This is a genomic window from Maritalea mediterranea, assembly GCF_021568695.1.
Lineage (GTDB): Bacteria > Pseudomonadota > Alphaproteobacteria > Rhizobiales > Devosiaceae > Maritalea > Maritalea mediterranea.
Map to the genome: position 1 here is coordinate 1,800,321 of NZ_JAKGTI010000001.1, position 21,737 is coordinate 1,822,057.

Consider the following 21,737-nt stretch of genomic DNA (forward strand, 5'->3'; position numbering starts at 1 on the left):
CTCCACGCGTCACTCGCGCCCCATCATTTTCAACTTTGCCTGCATGCGGCGCCATTTTTTGAGCTCCACAGCAGGATTGCCCGCCAAAACACTATCCGCTTTTTGCGACTTGGTTACAATCGAACAGGCCATAACGACGCATCTATCCCCCAGTTTTGCTTTATTGACAATAGAGGCGCGTCCCCCAAACAGCACATTGTCACCAATTTCTGACGATCCTGCAAACCCTGATTTTGCGGCAATCTGACAATTACGCCCAATTTTCGTGTTGTGACCGATTTGAACTAAATTATCGATTTTTGTGTTTTCGCCAACAATTGTATCGTCAAGGGTACCGCGATCGACGCAACTATTTGCCCCAATTTCCACCCCATTTTGCAAGATCACCCGGCCCAATTGCGGGATCTTTTCGGGTCCTGAAGGTCGCGGCAGAAAGCCAAACCCCTCCACCCCAATACGGGCCCCCGAATGAATAACCACGCCATCGCCAATATGGGCACAGTGAATGGATACATTGTCGCCAATGGTGGCATTGTGACCAATGGTAACGCCCCGCCCGATCGAACAATTGGGACCGATCACCACATGATCCCCAATCTCAACATCGGCGCCAAAATAAACATTAGGGCTGAAATGCACACCAGTTCCCAATCGCGCAGGCGATGTATCGGCGCAATAACCAAGCAAGCGTAGTCCGTCGCGATAGAGATAGTTCGCCAAATGTGTGAACAAGAAATATGGGTCCGCACAGCGCACCAATACGCACCGCGGAGAGGCAGTCGTCGGCAAATCTGCACCCTCAGGCACCAAAATGATGCCATCTGTACAATCGGCAATCTGTGTTAAATAGCGCTTCTCTGCGACAAAACCCAACTCATTCGCATGCAGAAAGGGCACAGTACCTGCGCCGGCAAGCGGACGTTCCAGATCATTAGACGAAAGCGTTGCTGCCACATCTTCCTGGTCAAGGGCGCTAAGCGCGCTACCCAGCGTCACCTCTGGCTTTATGGTATAAAAACGCGGATCGACCATCGCCTGCCCCCTAAAGAAAAAGGACCGCGGATTTCGCCGCGATCCTTTTAAACTCGCTCATCCGTGTTCGATTAGAACAGGGTTGAGATGGTCAATGCAAACACTTGTGTCTCGTCTGCTGTGTCTTTGTCGATCACATGTGCAAAGTCACCACGCAGTGGCCCGAACGGGCTATCCCAGAGAATGCTGGCACCAATGGAAGTGCGGGTCTGCACACCGATGCCACTGTCGATCAGCGCCGGGTCAATGCTGTCATGACCAATATAGGCGGCATCTGCCCAAACAGCCCCTTTGAGGCCATAATTCTCGGGAAGCACTGGAAGTGGGAACTCCACCTCTGCTGTTAGCGCCAGATATTCTGTCATACCCAACGCGTTCCCGCTGCTATGCTGGGCACCGAACCCGCGACCTTTGAACCCGCGAATAATTTGCGATGAAGCCACGAAAGTCTGGGTTGGGTTTACATAGCCACCATCAAGTGCGTTGATGATACCACCTCGGCCCTTCAGAATACCAACAACACCGGCATCGGGCATAATTGGCTGATAATAGCTTGCCTTGGCCTCGGTCTTCAGCAAGTTGAAATCGCCGCCGACATATTGCTGGTTGAAGTTGAATGCGTAACCTTCACTCGGAGAGCGTACATCATCTACATCAGTATAAGTCAGGCCATAGCCGGTAGAAATCTCTGTGGTTTCTGACCCAAGTGCGGTGATATAGGATGGTGCGCTGCTGTCTTCGTCAATAAATACGGTCTGCTCGACACCAACAAAGGCAGAAGCTCTGAGATTATCGGTGATCGGGGCACCGGTGCGCAACCGGAAACCTGTCTTCGTCGTGCCATAGTCATAGAATTTGTCTTCTTGCGTTTCACGCCGATAGGCATCAACGCCGGCAGATATTCTCAAACCCATGAACCGCGGCTCAGTGAACGAAAAGTCATAGGTCCGCGCACCATCAGTTGCACCGACTGAAATCCGTAGATCCTGACCGCGCCCCAAGAAGTTGCGTTCGGTCAAAGACAACTCACCACCAATACCTGCGTCAGGCGAATAGTTCGCCCCGATTGCATAATTGCCGGTTGATTTCTCTTCCACAACCACATTGACAATCACTTTATCAGACGCACTGCCCTGATCCACTGAAACATTCACTGTGGAGAAGAAGCCAAGCCCCATCAAGGCCTCGCGGCCAGCCGCCAGGAAGGTGCGGTTAAACGGATCGCCTTCGGCGAACTCAAATTCGCGACGAATGACAAAATCACGTGTACGTGTGTTGCCGAAAATGTTGATCCGCTCAACATAAAGACGTGCACCTTCGTCCACCAGATAGGTTACATTGAAGGTGTTATTTTCAAGATTACGGTCAATCCGTGGGCGTACTTCAGCGAAGCTATAGCCCATATTGGCCGCGTCCTTAGACATTTCAGCCGCACTCTTTTGCAGATTGCTCAAGGAATAACGACGCCCCTCATGGGTGCGCACTGCGCCAGTAAGGCTATCAGGATTCAACCCCGAAATACTGGTCTCAATATTGATGTTGCCGAACTCGTAATACTCACCTTCATCAATGGTGAAATTGATGAAGTAGGCATTGCGCTCTGCGTCGAACTCAGCGACAGCCGACAGGACTTGCGCATCTGGATAGCCGCGGTTGGCGTAGTAAAGACGAATAAGCTCACGATCAACATTCAACTTGTCTTCGTCATAAACGTCATCACGGAACAAGAAACTGAGCAAATGAGACTCGCGCGTCTTGATCGCGGCACGAAGCTGCCCGTCACTGATCGCATTGTTGCCAGTGAAGCGGATAGCGGCGATTCCAGCACGGTCACCCTCGTTGATTTCGAACGTCACTTTAACGCGCGCATTATCCTGCACTTCAGAACGCGCTGTCACAGTTGCATTATCGAAGCCGGCTTGATCGTACGCCAACTCAATACTGCGAATATCTTGCTGCAGCGCCGCCTCGGTATATACGCCGCGCGACGACAAATTCACCATATCAGAAAGCTGAGCGTCCGAGAATTTTTGATTACCCTCAAACAGCACGCTTGAAATGATCGGGTTCTCTGTAACCTGCACATTCAGCGTGTTGCCGGACATAAACACTTTTACAGAAGAAAACAGGCCGCTTTGATAAAGTGAATCGATGGACTCATCAATCAATTGAGGCGTTGCGCGCTGCCCCTGTCGTACAGCAAGAAAGGAGATAACTGTGCTGTCATCGACCCGCTGATTACCGGTTACTGAGATTCGGGAAACTGTCTGGGCCTGTGCGGCTTCAACGCCCACCACTTCATTCAGTGCACCTGGCATCAATGGTGCGCCAAATATCAAGAAAAGTCCCAGAATGAAACTCGGCAAAAGCTTTGCGCGTACAATCATGTTTCTTGCAGCCTTTCTGCATTTGCGCAACAGACACGGCAAACCACCCGCCCCTCGCGACACTAACTCCACTATCCGTTTTACTGTTTATTAGCTCAAACGCAAGCCCAAATCCGACTCTCAGTTACCAAAAGATTGTTTAAAGTGTCCATTTGCAACACTTTGTAATCAATTGATTTCAAATATGCTTTGTCGAATAACCAGCGTTTGAATCGCTTTTTAAAAGATATCGTTGACCAGTGTAAACACCATCAACGACATGACCAGGAAAAGTCCGAAACGAAACCCCATTTCCTGAATCTCACGACTCAAGGGCCGCCCGCGAACCGCTTCGATCGCGTAATAAAGCAAGTGCCCGCCATCCAACAAGGGGATCGGAAACAGGTTGAAAATACCAATATTCAAAGACAATAGCGCGGTCAGGCTAATCAGGGAGAAAATACCCAAAGAGGCAGCCTCGCCGGAGATTTGAGCGATCTTAACCGGCCCCCCAAGCTGCTCCACATCGCCGCGCCCCATGAGCAATTCACCCAAAAATTTGAAGGAGCGGTCAACAATAAAAACAATTTCTTCAATTGTTATGCCAATCGCCTCGATGGGACCGGGCCGTACAAATCGCACATCTTGCTGCGTCGCATCTCGAGAAACGCCCAAAAAGCCAATCTCAGCATCATTCCCAAGCCTATCCTCCTGCATCCGCGCGCCGGTTTGCACCAATATCTCGAGCTCACGACCATTACGCTCGATCAAAAATGGAAGTGTCTGGTTTGGGCTGGTCGCGACAATCTTTTGAAAATCAGCAAAACTGCGCACTTGATAGCCATCGACAGCGAGAATCACATCGTCGACCATCAACTCAGACTGGGCTGCTGGCGTGTCTGGCGAAATGCCGTCAATCCGCGCCTCGATCATATAACGTCCCAACCCCAGCAACATGCCGTAAAGGATCACAAAGGTGAAAATAAAGTTTGCCAGCGGGCCCGCAGCCACAATGGCGATACGCTGCCAGACACTCTTGTAATAAAACAGGCGATTGCGCTCCTCAGGCGGAATCTGATCTAGCGCGTCATTGTCCGGCGAACTGGCGGGGTTCATATCCCCGACAAATTTGACATATCCTCCAAGCGGGATCGCCGATATCTTCCATCGCGTACCATTCTTGTCATGCCAACCGGCAATTTCCGGCCCAAATCCGATCGAAAAGCTTTCGACCGCGACATTATTCCACCGGGCCACAAGATAATGGCCCATCTCGTGAACGAAAACGATCACAACTAAAACGATGAGAAACGGAAGGAGAATACCAAACAAGCCGGTCATGATTGCCTTTATGAAATTGCGTTACCAGATAAGTACGCCCTGAGCCACCTGATCGGATGCCGCATGAATGACGCCAATCAAGAAAAGAAGAATGCCGCCGAAGGTAAAACTGTCAATACGATCTAGAATGCCGCCGTGTCCGGGAATAATATCACCGCTGTCCTTAATCAAGAAACGGCGTTTCAGCGCACTTTCCACAAGATCTCCCAGTTGCGCCACAATGCTCAACACTGATGCAATCAAGATCCCGATCCAAAACGGACTGTCGGTCGCCATGAGCCAGACGATTAGACCACCCATTGTGCCAAAAGCCAATCCACCAAGCGCACCAGACCAGGTCTTTGACGGCGAGATTTCAGGTGAAAGCTTTACACCGCCCAGCAAACGCCCGACGAAAAAGGCGCCACTATCGGTCAACCAGATCACCGCGGCAAGAAACACTGTGGCCCAGATGCCAGCAACACTATCGCCACGCAATGCTAAAATACAAATGGCGGCCACGCCGAAAAAAATCGCTCCCGCTGCATAATAAGGCAAGCGCCACTGTCGCCAGTCAACGGAGAGAGCCGCCACAAGGGCGCCAAGCACGAAAAACACTAGGCTCGCCGTGAACCCGGCAATCGGATAAACAACAGCTCCAACCGCCAGCAGTCCCATAATCAGATAGGTGAAGCGGTTCATTTTGCCCTGCCCCACCATGCGCGACCATTCCTGATAGGCAAGCGCGACGGCCACAGCCACCAGCGCAGCCACTGCTATATCGCCATATATAATGGCAGCCGCCACAATCGGTATAAGCAAAAAAGCAGACAGAAGGCGCGGACGTAGATCACTCCAATTCGGTCCTTTGCGACCCGCAGGGCTTTGGCTCATGTCTCTACGCCCCCAAATCTACGCTTGCGTCCAGCAAATTCGTCTAGAGTGCGCATAAAAATGTCGCGGTTGAATTCGGGCCAATATTCGTCGAAAAACACAAATTCAGCATAGGCGGCTTGCCACAACAAGAAGTTGGATAAACGCTCTTCACCACTTGATCTGAAGATCAGATCCGGGTCAGGCATGTTTGCCGTATATAGTTTTTGCGCGATCGCGGTTTCATCCACCTCATCCGGCTGCAATTTGCCGGCAGCCACATCCTGTGCAAGTGCGCGCACCGCATCGGTGATCTCTTGGCGGCCGCCATAATTGAAGGCAACATTGAGTTGCAGCCCCGTGCAGTGTGCAGTGCGGCTCTCCGCCTGTTCGATCATTTGCAAGATCGCTTTGGACAGGCCTTCGCGACGCCCTAATATGCGAACCCGAACATTATGGGCCACAAATTTACTGATATCCGACGCCACAAATCGCTTCATCAGCCCCAAAATGGCGTTAATCTCATCCTGAGGGCGTGTCCAGTTCTCCGAAGAAAAACTGAATATCGTCAAATATTCAATGTCGAACTCAACGGCACACGCAACCAATCGACGCAAGGCCTCAACACCGGCGCGGTGGCCCTCATTGCGCGGTTTACCTTGCACACTTGCCCACCGGCCATTGCCATCCATAATCACGCCGATATGCCGCGGCAAAACCGCGTATGCTGGCGCGTCAGATGACTCTATGGCCGGTTCATAAGACATTTTATCGCAATCTAAACTTGCATAATGTCGGCTTCTTTGGAGGCCAACAATTTGTCGACTTCCGCAACCGCATTGTCGGTAAGTTTTTGCACCTCGTCGGATTTCTGGTGCATATCATCCTTGCTGATATCGCCGTCTTTTTCTTGTTTTTTCAGCGCATCCATACCATCGCGACGGATGTGGCGAATCGCTACCTTAGCTTGCTCGGCATATTGGTGTGCAACCTTGGTAAGCTCCTTGCGGCGCTCTTCGTTCAACTCAGGCAGGGCCACGCGGATCACGGTACCTTCAGCCATCGGGTTCAAACCCAGGGAAGATTCACGGATGGCCTTTTCAACCGATTGGGTCATACCCTTGTCCCACACCTGCACAGAGAGCAACCGCGGCTCAGGCACAGAGACGGTAGCCACTTGATTCAAGGGCATTTTTGAGCCGTAGGCATCCACCATGATGGGGTCCAAAAGGCCGGTTGTTGCCCGTCCGGTGCGCAAGCCACCAAATTCTTCTTTCAGTGCCGCCAGCGACTTTTTCATGCGCTGGTCGAGATTTTGCAAAGAAAATTCGCTCATATTCTAATCCTTTGATTATAGCGATCATCCAACCCGAGTGGACAATGCCTTCCCCTCAATAATGGCCTGAACACCGCCCTCGACGTCCAGAGCATACACAAAAATTGGCAATTTGTTGTCACGCGCCAATGCAAATGCAGCCATATCCATAACTTTTAGGTCCCGCGCGATGACTTCATCGTACGAAATCTCATCAAATCGCTTGGCATCCGGGTTGGTTGACGGATCGTCATCATAGACCCCGTCCACCTTCGTGCCCTTAAATAGGGCATCACAATCTAGCTCTACGGCCTTTAATGCCGCCGCAGTATCTGTTGTGAAAAAGGGATTGCCGGTGCCCCCGGCGCAAATCGCGATGCCACCATCTTCCAGCGTTTTGCGAGCGTCTCTTGCGGTAAAATGATCCGCCACATCAGGCATGACCAGATTGGAGAAGACCCGCGAATTCCCGCCAGCGCGGCGAATCGCATCGCCCAACGCAAGGCAATTGATCACGGTGGCCAACATGCCCATATGATCACCAACCACGCGATCTGCGCCGCCTGCAGCCACAGCCATGCCGCGGAAAATATTCCCGCCGCCAACCACAATGGCTACTTCATATCCATTTTGAGTGAGATGGACGAGTTGGTTTGCAACTTCATCCAGGAATTGAGATTCGATCCCAAAAGATTCGTCTCCGGCGAGCGCTTCGCCGGAGACTTTGATCAATATACGTTTAAGCGATGGAGAGGCCATTGCCGCCCTAACCTAGTCTAGAGTTGGGAACTTTAGAAAAAAAGATTCTCGTTCCAGATCAGGTTATTAGTTACCAGCCGCGGCTGCAACCTCGGCGGCGAAATCGCTCTCTTCTTTTTCAATGCCTTCGCCAATGGCAAAGCGCTTAAAGTCAACCAGCTCAACAGGTGCGCCAGCTTCTTTTTCTGCGTTCTTTACAACGTCGCCAACTTTGGTTTCGCCATCAATAACGAATGTTTGAGACAGCAAGCACACTTCTTCGTAATATTTGCGCATGCGGCCTTCGACCATTTTCTCAACGATTTCAGCAGGTTTGCCTGAACCGGCGGCCTGCTCGGCAAAAACAGCGCGTTCGCGGTCCACAACGTCCTGGTCCAAACCTTCAGGCGAAATGGCCAATGGATTTGTAGCAGCGATATGCATAGCCAACTGACGGCCAATGCCTTCCAGCTTCGATGCGTCACCAGAAGTTTTCAATCCAACAAGAATGCCGATGCCGCCAAGACCGTCGACAACCGCGTTGTGCACATAGCTGCAAACAACGCCTTCATCCACAGAAACAGTGGCCGAACGACGCAAGGTCATGTTCTCGCCGATTTTTGCAACAGCATTTGTCACTTCGTCAGCAACGGAGTGGGACTTGCCAGGATAAGTTGCCGCAGCAAGCTGCTCGACATCATCGCCCTTTTCCAGTGCAAGGGTCGCAATATCGTTTACCAGACCTTGGAATTCGGCATTACGCGCCACAAAGTCGGTTTCAGAGTTCACTTCAACAACAGCACCTTTGGTGCCTGAAGTAACAACACCGACCAAACCTTCTGCCGCCACGCGACCGGCCTTTTTAGCGGCTTTGGCCAAACCTTTGGTGCGCAGCCAGTCAACAGCAGCTTCCAAGTCGCCATTGGTTTCGTTCAATGCTTTTTTGCAGTCCATCATGCCAACGCCGGTCTGCTCGCGCAATTCTTTCACAAGTGCAGCTGTGATCGCCATTTTAAATCTCCTATGTTGCCAGCCCTATGTCGGGCTGGCCCAATCGAAAGTATCGTATTTACCGTGTAAACACGCAGATTTTATGAAGCTAATTAAGCGCTCAACTCTTTGGCTTGGTCGATCCAGCCATCGCGCTCAATGCGGCCTTTGAAGTTCAAACGCTCGTCAACATTGGCAATGTCTTCTGCGCTGAAGTTTGCGATCTGAGCAAAGGTGTAAATACCCAAGTCATTCAGCTTTTGCTCCAGCACCGGACCAACACCAGAGATTTTCTTCAAATCATCTGCATCGCCGGCAGGCTTATCAAACAAAGGTGCATCGTCAGAGGCCACTGTCTCTGCAGGCGCTTCTTCGGCTGGCGCTGCTTCAGCAACCGGTGCAGCTTCTTCCAAAACAGGCTCGTTCACTTCAACGGCAGCACCCAAATCTTCGCCAATGGCAACAGATGAGCGCGAAATACCGTCAAGGGCAGCTTTGGAAACCAAAGAGCAATAGAGTTCGATGGCACGAGCAGCATCGTCATTGCCCGGAATTGGCAGGTCAACAGCTTCAGGATCGCAGTTTGTATCAGCAATCGCAATCACTGGGATGCCAAGACGACGTGCTTCATTAAGGGCCAGAGATTCTTTGTTGGTATCGATCACGAACAACAGGTTTGGCACGTTGCCCATGTCTTTAATGCCGCCCAGATCGCGCTCAAGACGCTCGCGCTCGCGAGACCGCTGCAAACGCTCTTTCTTGGTCAAGCCTTGCATGCCTTCAGATTCCTGGTCTTCCAGCTCACGCAAACGCGCAATTGACTTCGAAATGGTCTGCCAGTTGGTCAGCATGCCGCCCAACCAACGAGAGTTCACATAATATTGTGCGGACTGGCGCGCAGCTTCAGCCACCACAGGCGCAGCTTGACGCTTGGTGCCCACAAATAGAACGCGGCCACCTTCGGCCACAGTATCAGACACCATTTGCAATGCTTTATACAAAGCAGGTACTGTTTGCGCCAAATCGATAATGTGAATATCGTTACGCACACCAAAAATGAATTGTTCCATTTTTGGGTTCCAGCGATGTTTTTGGTGTCCGAAGTGTACGCCTGCTTCAAGCAGTTCGCGCATAGAAAAATCAGGAAGTGCCATCGGCCTTCTCTCCTTTTAACCGGTTATAACCTCCGCAAAGAGCTGCAACATATTTTGTCACCGGATGGCGGCCTCAACGGGCAGCCGTCTTTGCGTGCGAATTGATGAGCGCGGAAATACAGCAAACCCGCGCCCTTGGCAATAGCTAAATGGAGAATAATAAGCGCAAAGGGTAAAAAGCCGGAAATCGGCGGTTTTGCGCCACCTATCCGGCAGAAACCCCGGCACTCACCCGAGCGTCAGCTACACCGGGCATCACCTTGAGCGAACTGGCCAGCTCAGGCGTCAACCGGTATCCCCCAGGCAATTCAATTTCAAACTCATAATTATGGTTTTCATCCATCACCACAATGGCCACCTGGCCCTCACCGCCACGCTGCAATTGCTTGGCCAGATGCGGGATGCAGTCCTTACTGGTCAGATGCAGCACCAGCTTATTGGCCATCTTGGCCACGGCGCGCTCAATTGGGTGCAGATTGATCAGCCGCAACCGCACCCCATCAGGCTGCGCATCGGCTTCCACCTCCACCACAATGGAATTGCCCACGGTCAACACCTCATCAAACCGATCAAGCTGCTCAGAAAACACCAAGCATTCATAGGTGCCAGTAGGATCAGAGAGCGTAATGATCGACATGTTCGAGCCCTTACGGGTCTTACGATCATTGCGCGAGGCCAGCGTGCCCGCCAGCCGACCAGCGCTGGCGCCATTGCGGGCCGCTTTCTCAAATGCTTGCCAGGTCTGGGCATAACCTTCGGTGTAAATGGACTGGTATTCATCCAGCGGGTGGGCCGACAAATAAAAGCCAATCGCTGAGAATTCGCGCTGCAATCGCTCCGAATGGCTCCAGCTCGGCACATTTTTCGCTGGCTTGATCGGTTCAGGCGCCGCAGCGGTAAACATATCCATAATACCTTCATTGCGGTTACTCGTTGCCCGCTGGGCGGAACTCAACACCGTTTCCGTAAGCGAAGCCACTTCTTCGCGCCGCAAACCAAGATCATCAAACGCACCGGCATGTGTTAGCGTTTCGAAGGCACGCCGATTGACGATCTTTGGGTCAATTCGCTCAGCAAAATCCGCCAGGTCGGCAAAGGGTCGGTCACCCCGCACCGCCACAATATGCTCCGCGACATTGCGGCCAACGCCCTTCACTGCGCAAAGGCTATAATGGATATTGTTGCCCTCGACGGTGAAAATAACCTCAGATTTATTCACGCATGGCGGTTTAACTTCAATCTTAAGTCTTTGCGCCTCACGCTTGAAATCATTCAATTTATCGGTGTTTCCCATATCGAGTGTCATGGACGCGGCCAGAAACTCTTTTGGATAATGGGCTTTCAGATAGCCTGTTTGATAAGACACCAACGCATAGGCGGCAGCGTGAGATTTATTAAAGCCATAATTGGCAAATTTCGCCACAAGCTCAAAGATATTGTCGGCCTGGGCTTTCACCAGCCCATTCTTGACGGCGCCCTCCACAAAGCGGACCTTTTGCTTGTCCATCTCCGCCTTGATCTTCTTACCCATCGCGCGGCGCAACAAATCCGCTTCACCCAGCGAGTAACCGGACAGAACCTGGGCAATCTGCATCACCTGTTCCTGATAAACGATGATCCCATAAGTCTCTTTCAGAATATCGGTCAAACTATCATGCAGATAATCAGGTGTTTCGCGCCCATGTTTCCGGGCACAGAAGGTCGGGATATTGTCCATTGGACCCGGGCGGTAAAGCGCCACAATCGCGATAATGTCTTCGAACCGGTCGGGCTTGAGATCCAGAAGCGCCCGCCGCATCCCCGGACTTTCCACCTGAAACACGCCAACCGTTTCGCCCTTGGCATAAAGCTCATAGGTCTTTTCATCTTCAATCGAGATGTTTTCAATGGAGAAATCGCCGCCATCCCGGTTGATCAGCCGCTCGGCATATTCAATCACGGTCAGTGTTTTGAGGCCCAGAAAGTCAAATTTGACCAGCCCGGCCTCTTCCACCACCTTCATATTATATTGCGACACCGGCATATCGGAACGCGGATCGCGATAAAGCGGCACCAATTGCTGCAACGGCCGGTCACCAATCACGATACCCGCCGCATGAGTGGAGGCGTGACGATAAAGCCCTTCGAGCTTTTTGCCCATCTCCAGCAACTGCGCCACGGTTTCATCTTCGTCGCGCATGGCTTGCAAACGCGGCTCACCATCAATCGCTTCGGTCAACGTCACCGGATTGGCGGGGTTAGACGGCACCAGTTTGGAAATGCGATCCACCTGCGGATAAGGCATTTGCAACACCCGCCCCACATCGCGCAACACCGCTCGGGCCTGCAGCGTCCCGAAGGTAATGATCTGCGCCACCTGCTCGGCACCATATTTTTGCTGCACATATTGAATCACCTCTTCCCGCCGCTCCTGGCAGAAATCGATGTCAAAGTCGGGCATCGAGACCCGTTCCGGGTTCAAAAACCTTTCGAACAGCAACGCATAGCGCAACGGATCGAGGTTGGTAATAGTCAATGCATAGGCCACCAGCGACCCGGCACCAGAGCCCCGCCCCGGCCCCACCGAAATGCCATGCTCTTTCGCCCATTTGATAAAGTCGGCAACGATCAGGAAGTAGCCGGGAAACTTCATATTTTTGATAACGTTCAGCTCAAATTCAAGCCGTTCGCGATATTGATCAGCCGTCATCCCAGGCGCAGGACCATCCCGCTCCAATATCCGCTCCAGCCCCTCATGGGCTTGGCGCGAGAGCTCTTCGGCCTCCGCCTCAACCGCTTCGTCGGAGCTCATGCCCTCCGGCGCCGCAAAATTGGGCAAAATTGGCGCGCGCTTCAACGGCCGAAATGTTACCCGTTGCGCAATCTCAATTGTGTTTTCAATCGCCTCGGGCAAGTCCGCAAACAGCGCGCACATTTCCTTGCGGGTTTTGAAATAATGCTGATCGGATAATTTGCGCCGCTCGGTCTGCGCCACAACGCTGCCCTCGGCAATCGCCATCAACGCATCGTGCGACTCAAAATCATCGCTTTTGGGAAAGAAGGGCTCATTGGTCGCCACAATCGGCACATCATGAGCATAAGCATAGTCCAGCAATTGCGGTTCGCTGATGGCTTGGGCATCCTTACCATGCCGTTGCAATTCAATATAGAGCCGATCGCCAAAAATGCGGCGCAGATTATCCAGCCGCGTCACTGCTTGCTGGTCATAATCCTGCGCAAAAAGCGGATCAATCCCGCCTTCCAGCCCGCCGGTCAGGCAGATCAAATCTTCGTGCAAACCCTCATCAAACCAAGCAATCGGCGCTTTCAGAGCGCTGGCGTCCCCCAGCAGATAGGCCCGCGAGACCAATTCCGAGAGATTTTGAAAGCCCTGTTCGGTCTGGGCGATCAGCACCACAGATTCCTTGGCAAACTTTTTGCGCTCGCGCCCGGGCATATCCGAAGGCGGCTCAAATTCAATCGGCAACTCGCAACCCACAATTGGTTGCAGCCCCTTCTGGTTCGCAATATCCGAAAATTGGAGCGCCCCGAACAAATTGCCGGTGTCCGCAACCCCCAGCGCGACCTGCCCGTCATTAACAGCTAAGTCGATCAGCTTTTTCAGCTGTATCGCCCCTTCCAGCAAAGAATAGGACGAGTGGGCATGCAAATGGATGAAATCAGGTGTCGCGCTCATGGCTCTATCTATGCACAAAGCGCCCATGCTCGCCAAGCAAGCTTATGCGATGTTCACAGGCGCGTTGTTGCAAATCCTAAACGCCGCCCAGCTTGGTCAGCACATCCATCCACATCAGCGCCGCAGCACTAAACCCGGCCAGAGAGAACAGTGCCATCACATCTTTAATCAGAACAAACATAGCAACCTCCGTTGTTTCCTGTTTGTTCTTATATATTCTTCGTTTGTTCTCGTCTAGTGTGCATAGGACTGTGGGAAAGCTGTTGATGCTTTTATGGTTAATGGGCACAAGCAGTGCGCAACCTGTTCAAAGCCTGTGCACATCTGTGGACATAGGTGGATAAGTTTATTGGCACTATGGCAGCAGATTAAGCCAATTTGGTTGGCACGACGGCGCCACCATTTAACGTCACCACGCGATCCGCCCGCCGGGCAATATCGTGGTTGTGTGTTGCGATCAGCCCTGCCGCCTGATGGTCCTTGATAGAATTGGCCAGCAGATCAAACACATGTCCGCTTGTTTCAGGATCCAAATTGCCCGTCGGTTCGTCCGCCAAAATCAATCCCGGGTTGTTGGCCATGGCGCGGCCAATAGCCACCCGTTGCTGCTCCCCGCCGGACAGCTGGGCTGGACGATGGTCACCGCGCTCCTTGATCACCATATGGTTCAAAAGCGCATCTGCCCGTTCCTGCGCCGCGCCCCGTTCGACACCGGCAATCAATAGCGGCATCATAATATTCTCTCTGGCCGAAAATTCGGGCAGCAGATGGTGGAATTGATAAATATAGCCCACATTTTGCCGGCGCAGCAGCGTGCGCGCTCGGTCATTCAGCTCATGCGCTGACGTACCGCAAATCGTAATTTCCCCTTGCTGGGGCCGTTCCAAAAGGCCGCATACATGCAACAAGGTCGATTTGCCCGCGCCCGAAGGCGCCACCAGCGCCACAATCTCGCCCGCGGCGATATCAAGCGCGACATTCACTAAAATGTCGAGCCGTGCGTCTCGTTCCAGATAATGGCGATGCACACCACGTAAAGACAATTTCAAATCAGCCATAACGCAGGGCCTCAACTGGATCATATTGCGCCGCGCGCCACGCCGGATAAAGCGATGCGGCAAAACTCAAAATCAACGCCAGACTCACCACAAAGATCACCTCAAATGGATCAGTTTTCGACGGCAACGAGGAAAGGAAAAACACTTCAGGCGGAAACAGCGTGATGCCGATGGTCTCAGAAATCCAAGCTCGGATCGGTTCTGCATTCGAGGCCAAAACGAGTCCGGCAATCAGGCCGATCAATGTGCCCGCCACGCCAATCGCCGTGCCGGTCATGCAAAAGATGCGCATAATCGACGCCCGCGTCGCACCCATGGTGCGCAAAATGGCAATGTCGCTGTTTTTCTCTTTCACCAGCATAACCAGCGAAGAAATAATATTGAACACGGCCACCAGCACAATCATGGAGAGGATGACAAACATCACCACCCGCTCCACCTGCAGCGCCGAGAAGAAGGTTTCATTGCGGCGCTGCCAGTCTGACAAGATCATGGGCCGCCCCGCCGCTTCCTGGATCGGCTCGCGCATATCGTGGATGGAATCAGGATCATCCAGAAAAATTTCCAACCCGGTCACGGAATAAATCCGCTCATAGGCTTCGTCAATCTGCTCGTCGGTGGCGTCCAGTGGCAGCGGCTCAACACCATCTTTCAGCACATCGCGGAATAGTTTGAAATAATTCTGCGCCAGTTGCAGCGGCATATAGACGAAATAACTGTCAAACTCGACCATGCCCAATTCAAACACCACATCCACCGGATAGGTCCGGATTTGCGGCGCCGTACCAAAGGGCGTTACCGTGCCTTCCGGCGTAATAATCGTCACTGTATCGCCAACCGATACGCCCAAATTTTGTGCCAGGCGCATGCCGATGGCCACGCCCTTGCCTTCATTCCAGCCATCGAAGCCGCCCAACACCGCAGATTCGGCAAAAAGTGGCATCTTGTTCAGATCGCGCTCATTGATTCCGCGCACCGCCACGCCGGTGGAGCGGCCAATGCCCGAGGCCAGTGCCTGCCCTTCAGCAAACGCCACCACGGCTTCCACGCCGTCAACGCCCTCGATTTTGGGAATGATCTGATCATAGTCTTCGAACTGCTCTTCCAGCGGAAAGGCCGTAAAATGGCCATTCAGGCCCAAAATCTTGTCCAGCAGTTCAGCGCGAAACCCGTTCATCACCGACATCACTACGATCAAGGTGGCCACGCCAATGGCAATGCCGGTCAGGGTGAGCGCCGCAATCACCGAAATAAAGGCTTCTTCCCGGCGCGCACGCAGATAACGCCAAGCCACCATAAATTCAAACCGCGAAAAGGGACGGTTTTGCGGGGTCTGCGCGGCGTCACTCATATTTTAAATATCCTGTCTGCGTTCCGGCACAATGCGCTCAAGGAGGAAGTCAACGGCCTGTTCCAACGACACATTGGTGCGGTCGCCAGTTTTACGATTCTTGATCTCAACTTCGTTATTTTTAAGGCCGCGTGGTCCCACAATCATCTGATAAGGCAAGCCGATCAGATCAGCCGTGGCAAATTTGCCGCCAGCCCCCATATCACGATCATCATACAGAACTTCAATGCCCGCATTTTCAAGTTGCTGATAAAGCGCGTCACACTGTTCAACACAGCTCTCGTCGCCAGTCTTGAGATTGATCAGCGCCAGCTCGAAAGGCGCCACAGAAACCGGCCAGATAATGCCGTCATCATCATGGCTGGCCTCAATAATCGCCGGCACCAACCGCGTCAGGCCAATCCCGTAAGACCCCATATGCACCGGCACGTCTTTGCCATTGGCATCGGCTACAGTTGCGCCCATGGGCTCAGAATATTTCGTGCCGAAATAGAACACCTGCCCCACTTCAATGCCGCGCGCCTCAACCCGGCGCTCCTCGGGCACTTCCGCCTGGAACTTGTCCATATCGATCATATCTTCCGTGGCGGCATAGAGCTTGGTCCAGTCATTGACGTAAGAGGTCAAATCGCCATCATAATCCACATCTTTAGGTGGAATGGGCTGGTCCAGCAGTGCCTTGTCGCAGAACACGCCGCTTTCGCCGGTATCGGCGAGCACGATGAATTCATGGCTCAAATCGCCACCAATCGGCCCGGTCTCTGCCTGCATGGGAATAGCTGTCAGCCCCATACGGTAGTAAGTGCGCAAATAAGACACGAACATGCGGTGATAGGATTTGACTGACGCTTCCTTGTCCAAATCGAACGAATAGGCATCTTTCATCAAAAACTCGCGGCTCCGCATGGTGCCGAAACGTGGACGAATCTCGTCGCGGAATTTCCACTGGATGTGATAAAGATTGAGCGGCAGATCCTTATAAGACTTAACGTTCGAACGGAAAATCGAGGTGATCATTTCCTCATTGGTCGGCCCATAAAGCATGTCGCGCTCGTGCCGGTCAGTCACCCGCAGCATTTCCTTGCCATAGGCATCATAGCGACCACTCTCGCGCCACAGATCAGCAGGCTGCAAGGTCGGCATCAGCAACTCGATGGCCCCGGCCCGGTCCTGCTCCTGCTCAATAATGTTCTGCACCTTGCGCAACACCCGGTACCCCAACGGCAGCCAGGCATAAAGGCCGCTGGCCTCCTGCTTCAGCATCGCGGCGCGCAGCATCAGACGGTGCGAAACGATTTCCGCTTCCTTGGGTGTTTCTTTTAAAACAGGCAGAAAATATTTTGACAGGCGCATGATCTATTCTTGCTTTCTCTCGACTCGTCAAACAGGGTTAACAGCTGGCACAAAACGCCATAAGTCGCTTAGATGCAAGGTTTTTCGGGGCATTTTTTCTTCATCCAGCACCCACGTAAACCAATTTTCCAATTTTTATCAATTTGGCGCCAAAAACCGGGTGACAGGACCATTTTAAGTTGTTAGTGTCCAACCCCAATAAGAGGGCTGTTGATCAAATCCAGTCCCGTGTACGCTGACAAGGTCTAGGGAGGAACGTTGGCCTCGCTCTTTAAGAGCTTGAGTAAGTCCAACGAATTGTCGCGAAACTAATTAACAGGGCTTCGGCCCTGTTTTTTGTTGACTATCAATATGTTACAGAAGTTACTTCCAGTAATACTGCAAGCTTGGCAGCGCCAAAACCCATTGGGTAAGCCATAGCAATAGAAACGCACCAACCGTCGCCACCAACATTTTCTTGATCAAATGCGGCTTAGTGGGCGCGGCCGCTTCGGAACCCTTGTCCACCTCTATATTTTGCTCGGCGTGCGAGTGTGCGCCAATCGGAAGCGCCACAAAAAAGCACAACCACCACAACACAAAATAGAGCGCAATCGAAGAAACCAGTCCCATCTGCTTACACCTTATGGACGAACACTTTTACAATGGGCTTTTTACCCCAAAATTGATTCACTTCCGAGCGGACAGCTCGTCGCATGGCTTCCGCCAGCACTTCAGTTGCGCCACGCTTCTTGGCCGGCATTGAGCGGATGGTCCCATCAATAGCTTTGTTCACCACCTGCTCGAAATCTTCTTCCTCATCCTCAAGTTGCGGCAAGCCATACAGCTCAACTTGTGGCGCATCGCGCAATTGCCCTTTGCCATCAATCACCAGCGAAATGGCTATATGGCCGCCAAAGCTGAGCTTGCGTCGCTCACGCACCCCGCTTTCGTCCGGCGTACACAATATATCGCCATCAAGATAGAGGCGCCCGGAGGGAACCTCGTCCTTTAAAAACTCAGGTTTCGGATAAAGCATGGCCATATCGCCATTGCGGATCGACATGACGGTTTCAATGCCCGCTTCGCGTCCCAACTCCGCCTGCGCTTCCAAATGCGCCGCTTCCCCATGCACCGGCACCAACACATTCGGCTTCAACCAATTATAAAGCTGGCGCAGCTCGTCGCGACGCGGGTGGCCAGACACATGCACTAACGCATCCCGATCCGTGATCACTTTTACCCCCTGATTGATCAGCATGTTCTGAATATCCAGCACATCCTTCTCATTCCCCGGAATGGCCTTGGAGGAAAAGATTACCTGATCGCCCCGATTAAGCGTCAGCACCGGATGGTCATCCCGCGCAATTCGCGCCATCGCCGCCCTGGATTCCCCTTGTGACCCGGTGCAGATCAAACACACCTTCTCGCGGGGCAAATAACCAAATGCATCCTGATCCAGAAAGGGTTCAATACCTTCAAACAGGCCAAGATCACGCGCTATTTCAGATGTGCGGTGAATGGCACGACCGGAAGCCACCACATGCCGTCCCGCCTTTTGTGCAGCGCGGGCGATGGAAATCATCCGCCCCACATTGGAGGCAAAAATGGTTACGGCGACCCGATTGGGCGCCTCAAGCATCAGCTTTTCCAAGCTTTCAGCCACTTCACCCTCACCCGGGCTCACCCCGTCGCGCACGGCATTGGTGCTGTCGCAAATCAAGGCCAGTGGCGCATCCATTGCCCCGATCTCGCGCAAGCGCTTTTCGTCTGTCGGTGGGTTGCCTACAGGGGATGGGTCGATCTTCCAATCGCCCGTATGCAATGCCCGCCCGGCAGGTGTTTCGATATAAAGGGCAGAGCTTTCCGGAATTGAGTGGGCCACATTGATCAGTTCAACCTTGAACGGCCCCAGCTCGATCGTATCGCCCTGCTGCACCACTTTCACCGGCACTTCATAATCAAAATTGTTGGACCGACCCTTGGCTTTCAGCATTTCAGCGGCAAAGGGCGAAGCATAGACATCGCACTCCAGAAGCGGCCATAAATCCATCACCCCGCCATAATGGTCCTCATGGGCATGGGTGAGCACCATGCCCACAATATTATCGACCTCATCTTCCAAAAACCGCAAGTCTGGCATCACCAGCTCAATGCCGGGCAGGTCAGGACCGCCAAAAGTCAGCCCGCAATCCACGATCAGCCATTTCCGATCATCTGGTGCGCCAACACCATAAAGACCGAAATTCATACCGATCTCGCCAACGCCGCCTAAAGGGACAAAAACCAACTGGTCCTGCATAAAAAATACTTCCGTTATAAATTGAATATTTCGCCTGCGGTCACGATGCGCTGCCGACCCATATGATCAACAATCAATCCACCTGTCGGGTCCACCCCTTCAAGCCGCGCTTCATAGCTTTCCGCATTGGCATTAATCCGCATCACCTCGCCCATTCGATACGCATGGGCAAGCCAATCGGCTCTAATTTGATCAAACTGACTGCCACGCGCCCATTGGTCTATTCGCCGCGCCACCGCATCAGACAAAAACGCGAAGAAATGCGCGGGCGATGTGTTTAGTCCAAATGCAGCAAAGTTACTCGCCGGGTGGTTGGACTTGTCGGGGTGAAATGCCAAATTCACCCCCATACCGATCACCACAAAGCGGCTTTGCCCTTTCATACCACCTTCCAGCAATAGACCGGCACACTTTTTCCCATTGATCATCAGATCATTAGGCCATTTCAACTCCACGTCCAGGCCAGCAACACCTTGCGCCTCTGCGATCTGGCACACGGCATCCCGCAGAGCCAACGCCAGCACAAAAGACAACTGCGCCACCTTCTCGCTAGGCGCAGGATCACTCAACAACATGGAAGCGTAGAGATTGCCCGGCGGTGAGTGCCAGAACCGGCCGCGCCGCCCCTTGCCATCCACCTGCTCGTCAGCCACAAGCCAAACGGGGCCAGTGGCCCCGTCTAAAGCATCTTGCATCAATGTGGCGCTGGTGGAACCTATGCTCGGCACATGCCGTAAACCATAGCCCGCCGCCAGCGCGCGTTCACCAAGGCTAACCACTAAAAGAGGCTACCTGCTGCTGTTTGTGCCCATTGCGTCAACGGCACACCGAGCGTGAAATAATAGGTCACGATCAAAAAGCCCGAAATGGCGATAATGAAGCGCAGCGCGAACACAGACTCGTCGAATTGGTGAACCACCTCGTCGAAATACATCACTTTGATGATCCGAAGATAATAGAACGCGCTCACCGCACTGGCCAAAACGCCGATCACCGCCAACACAAACAATTGCGCTTCAATCGCCGCCAGAAACACCTGCCACTTGGCAAAGAAACCGGCCAAAGGTGGCAAGCCAATCAACGAGAACATGATGATGGCAATCCCGGCCGCCACAAACGGACGGGACTGGGCCAAACCGGCCAGATCATCAATCTGCTCCACATAGCCCTCATCGTTTTTGAGCGCCAGGATACAGGCGAACAGGCCAAGGGTCATGGTGAGGTAAATCGCCATATAAACGGCAACACCCTCAACCCCGATCTGAGATCCTGCAGAAAGCCCGACCAGGGCAAAGCCCACATGGCCGATGGACGAATAAGCAATCAGACGCTTGATATTTTTTTGCCCAATCGCTGCAAAGGCCGCCAGGATCATGGACGCGATTGAGATAAAGATCACAATCTGCTGCCAGTCTTTTGCAATTGGCTCAAATGTGTCGAAGACCACCCGAACAAACAACGCCATTGCCGCCACTTTCGGGGCAGAAGCAAAGAATGCGGTGACCGGTGTCGGCACACCCTGATAAACATCTGGTGTCCACATATGGAACGGTACGGCAGACACTTTAAACGCCAGACCCGCCAGCACAAACACAAGGCCAACGATGAGGCCAAGTGAAGGTTCGCCCAGCGAAATCGCTTCGGCGATCAGGTTTAGCTGTGTGTGGCCAGTAAAGCCATACACCATCGACGAACCATAAAGCAGCATGCCGGAAGACAAAGCGCCCAACACGAAATATTTCAAGCCAGCTTCGGTCGCCTTACCGGAGTCGCGCTTGAACGCCGCGATCACATAGAGCGACAGGGATTGCAGCTCGAGGCCAACATACAATGAGATCAGATCATTGGCTGAAATCATCATCAGCATGCCGAGCGTCGCCAGCACCACCAGCACCGGATACTCAAACTTGTTGAGCTTATGCTCGTCCGCACTGGAAACGGAGATCGCCAGCGCAAAGGCCGAACCAATCAGCACCAGCACTTTCATAAAGCGGGCAAAATCATCCTGGACGAACGCGCCGTTGAACAACACGCCATTGACCGGATGGATCACCTCAAGCACAGCCGTCAGGGCCAACAGGCCCATGGCAATGCCCAACACCACCTGGTTTGAGCTTTTAGCGGAGGTGAACACCCCCACCATCAGCAATACGATCGCCCCGATCGCCAGCATCAATTCAGGAAAGGCTGGCGCCAGATCTGCAAAAGAAGTCAAATCAGAATTCATTAT

At 52.8% G+C, this 21,737-nt stretch carries 17 protein-coding genes; all 17 read right to left on the reverse strand.

Going from position 1 to position 21,737, the window contains the following annotated elements; translation table 11 throughout:
* Positions 1–9: 9 nt before the first annotated feature.
* Positions 10–1,032: a UDP-3-O-(3-hydroxymyristoyl)glucosamine N-acyltransferase gene (gene lpxD / locus L1I42_RS08650; RefSeq protein ID WP_236114072.1), complete on the reverse strand. Its 1,023-nt coding sequence runs from the start codon at positions 1,030–1,032 to the stop codon at positions 10–12.
* Between the two features lie 71 nt (positions 1,033–1,103).
* Positions 1,104–3,419: an outer membrane protein assembly factor BamA gene (gene bamA / locus L1I42_RS08655; RefSeq protein ID WP_236114073.1), complete on the reverse strand. Its 2,316-nt coding sequence runs from the start codon at positions 3,417–3,419 to the stop codon at positions 1,104–1,106.
* A 219-nt stretch (positions 3,420–3,638) separates the two neighbouring features.
* Entirely contained in the window at positions 3,639–4,739 is a 1,101-nt protein-coding gene (gene rseP / locus L1I42_RS08660; RefSeq protein WP_236114074.1) for an RIP metalloprotease RseP, read from the reverse strand.
* 21 nt (positions 4,740–4,760) lie between these two features.
* The gene (locus L1I42_RS08665) at positions 4,761–5,612 is read right to left on the reverse strand and encodes a phosphatidate cytidylyltransferase (RefSeq protein ID WP_236114075.1); all 852 of its coding nucleotides are present in this window, start codon (positions 5,610–5,612) and stop codon (positions 4,761–4,763) included.
* Complete coding sequence (gene uppS / locus L1I42_RS08670) at positions 5,609–6,358, reverse strand: undecaprenyl pyrophosphate synthase (protein WP_236114076.1); 750 nt, start codon at positions 6,356–6,358, stop codon at positions 5,609–5,611. The genes L1I42_RS08665 and uppS overlap by 4 nt, the downstream gene beginning before the upstream one ends.
* A gap of 11 nt (positions 6,359–6,369) precedes the next feature.
* Positions 6,370–6,927, reverse strand: coding sequence for a ribosome recycling factor (gene frr, locus L1I42_RS08675; protein WP_236114077.1), 558 nt, complete (start codon positions 6,925–6,927; stop codon positions 6,370–6,372).
* A gap of 24 nt (positions 6,928–6,951) precedes the next feature.
* Positions 6,952–7,665: a UMP kinase gene (pyrH, locus tag L1I42_RS08680; protein ID WP_236114078.1), complete on the reverse strand. Its 714-nt coding sequence runs from the start codon at positions 7,663–7,665 to the stop codon at positions 6,952–6,954.
* A gap of 66 nt (positions 7,666–7,731) precedes the next feature.
* On the reverse strand, positions 7,732–8,655 hold the full coding sequence (tsf, locus tag L1I42_RS08685; RefSeq protein ID WP_236114079.1) for a translation elongation factor Ts: 924 nt from the start codon (positions 8,653–8,655) through the stop codon (positions 7,732–7,734).
* Between the two features lie 92 nt (positions 8,656–8,747).
* Positions 8,748–9,788 (reverse strand): 30S ribosomal protein S2, encoded by a 1,041-nt coding sequence (gene rpsB, locus L1I42_RS08690; RefSeq protein ID WP_236114080.1) that lies wholly within the window; start codon positions 9,786–9,788, stop codon positions 8,748–8,750.
* A gap of 205 nt (positions 9,789–9,993) precedes the next feature.
* Positions 9,994–13,464 (reverse strand): DNA polymerase III subunit alpha, encoded by a 3,471-nt coding sequence (dnaE, locus tag L1I42_RS08695; protein WP_236114081.1) that lies wholly within the window; start codon positions 13,462–13,464, stop codon positions 9,994–9,996.
* Between the two features lie 368 nt (positions 13,465–13,832).
* Positions 13,833–14,522 carry an ABC transporter ATP-binding protein gene (locus tag L1I42_RS08700; protein WP_236114082.1) on the reverse strand — a complete coding sequence of 230 codons (690 nt, stop codon included), beginning with the start codon at positions 14,520–14,522 and terminating at the stop codon, positions 13,833–13,835.
* Positions 14,515–15,873, reverse strand: coding sequence for an ABC transporter permease (locus L1I42_RS08705; protein ID WP_236114083.1), 1,359 nt, complete (start codon positions 15,871–15,873; stop codon positions 14,515–14,517). The genes L1I42_RS08700 and L1I42_RS08705 overlap by 8 nt, the downstream gene beginning before the upstream one ends.
* 3 nt (positions 15,874–15,876) lie before the next feature.
* A complete protein-coding gene (proS, locus tag L1I42_RS08710) occupies positions 15,877–17,226 on the reverse strand; it encodes a proline--tRNA ligase (protein WP_236114084.1) in 1,350 nt (449 codons plus the stop codon).
* A 363-nt stretch (positions 17,227–17,589) separates the two neighbouring features.
* Complete coding sequence (locus L1I42_RS08715) at positions 17,590–17,838, reverse strand: DUF1467 family protein (protein ID WP_236114085.1); 249 nt, start codon at positions 17,836–17,838, stop codon at positions 17,590–17,592.
* Positions 17,839–17,842: 4 nt separating this feature from the next.
* Positions 17,843–19,507 carry a ribonuclease J gene (locus L1I42_RS08720; protein ID WP_236114086.1) on the reverse strand — a complete coding sequence of 555 codons (1,665 nt, stop codon included), beginning with the start codon at positions 19,505–19,507 and terminating at the stop codon, positions 17,843–17,845.
* 14 nt (positions 19,508–19,521) lie between these two features.
* Entirely contained in the window at positions 19,522–20,286 is a 765-nt protein-coding gene (locus tag L1I42_RS08725; RefSeq protein ID WP_236114087.1) for a biotin--[acetyl-CoA-carboxylase] ligase, read from the reverse strand.
* Entirely contained in the window at positions 20,286–21,734 is a 1,449-nt protein-coding gene (gene nuoN, locus L1I42_RS08730; protein ID WP_236114088.1) for an NADH-quinone oxidoreductase subunit NuoN, read from the reverse strand. The genes L1I42_RS08725 and nuoN overlap by 1 nt, the downstream gene beginning before the upstream one ends.
* Positions 21,735–21,737 lie beyond the last annotated feature (3 nt).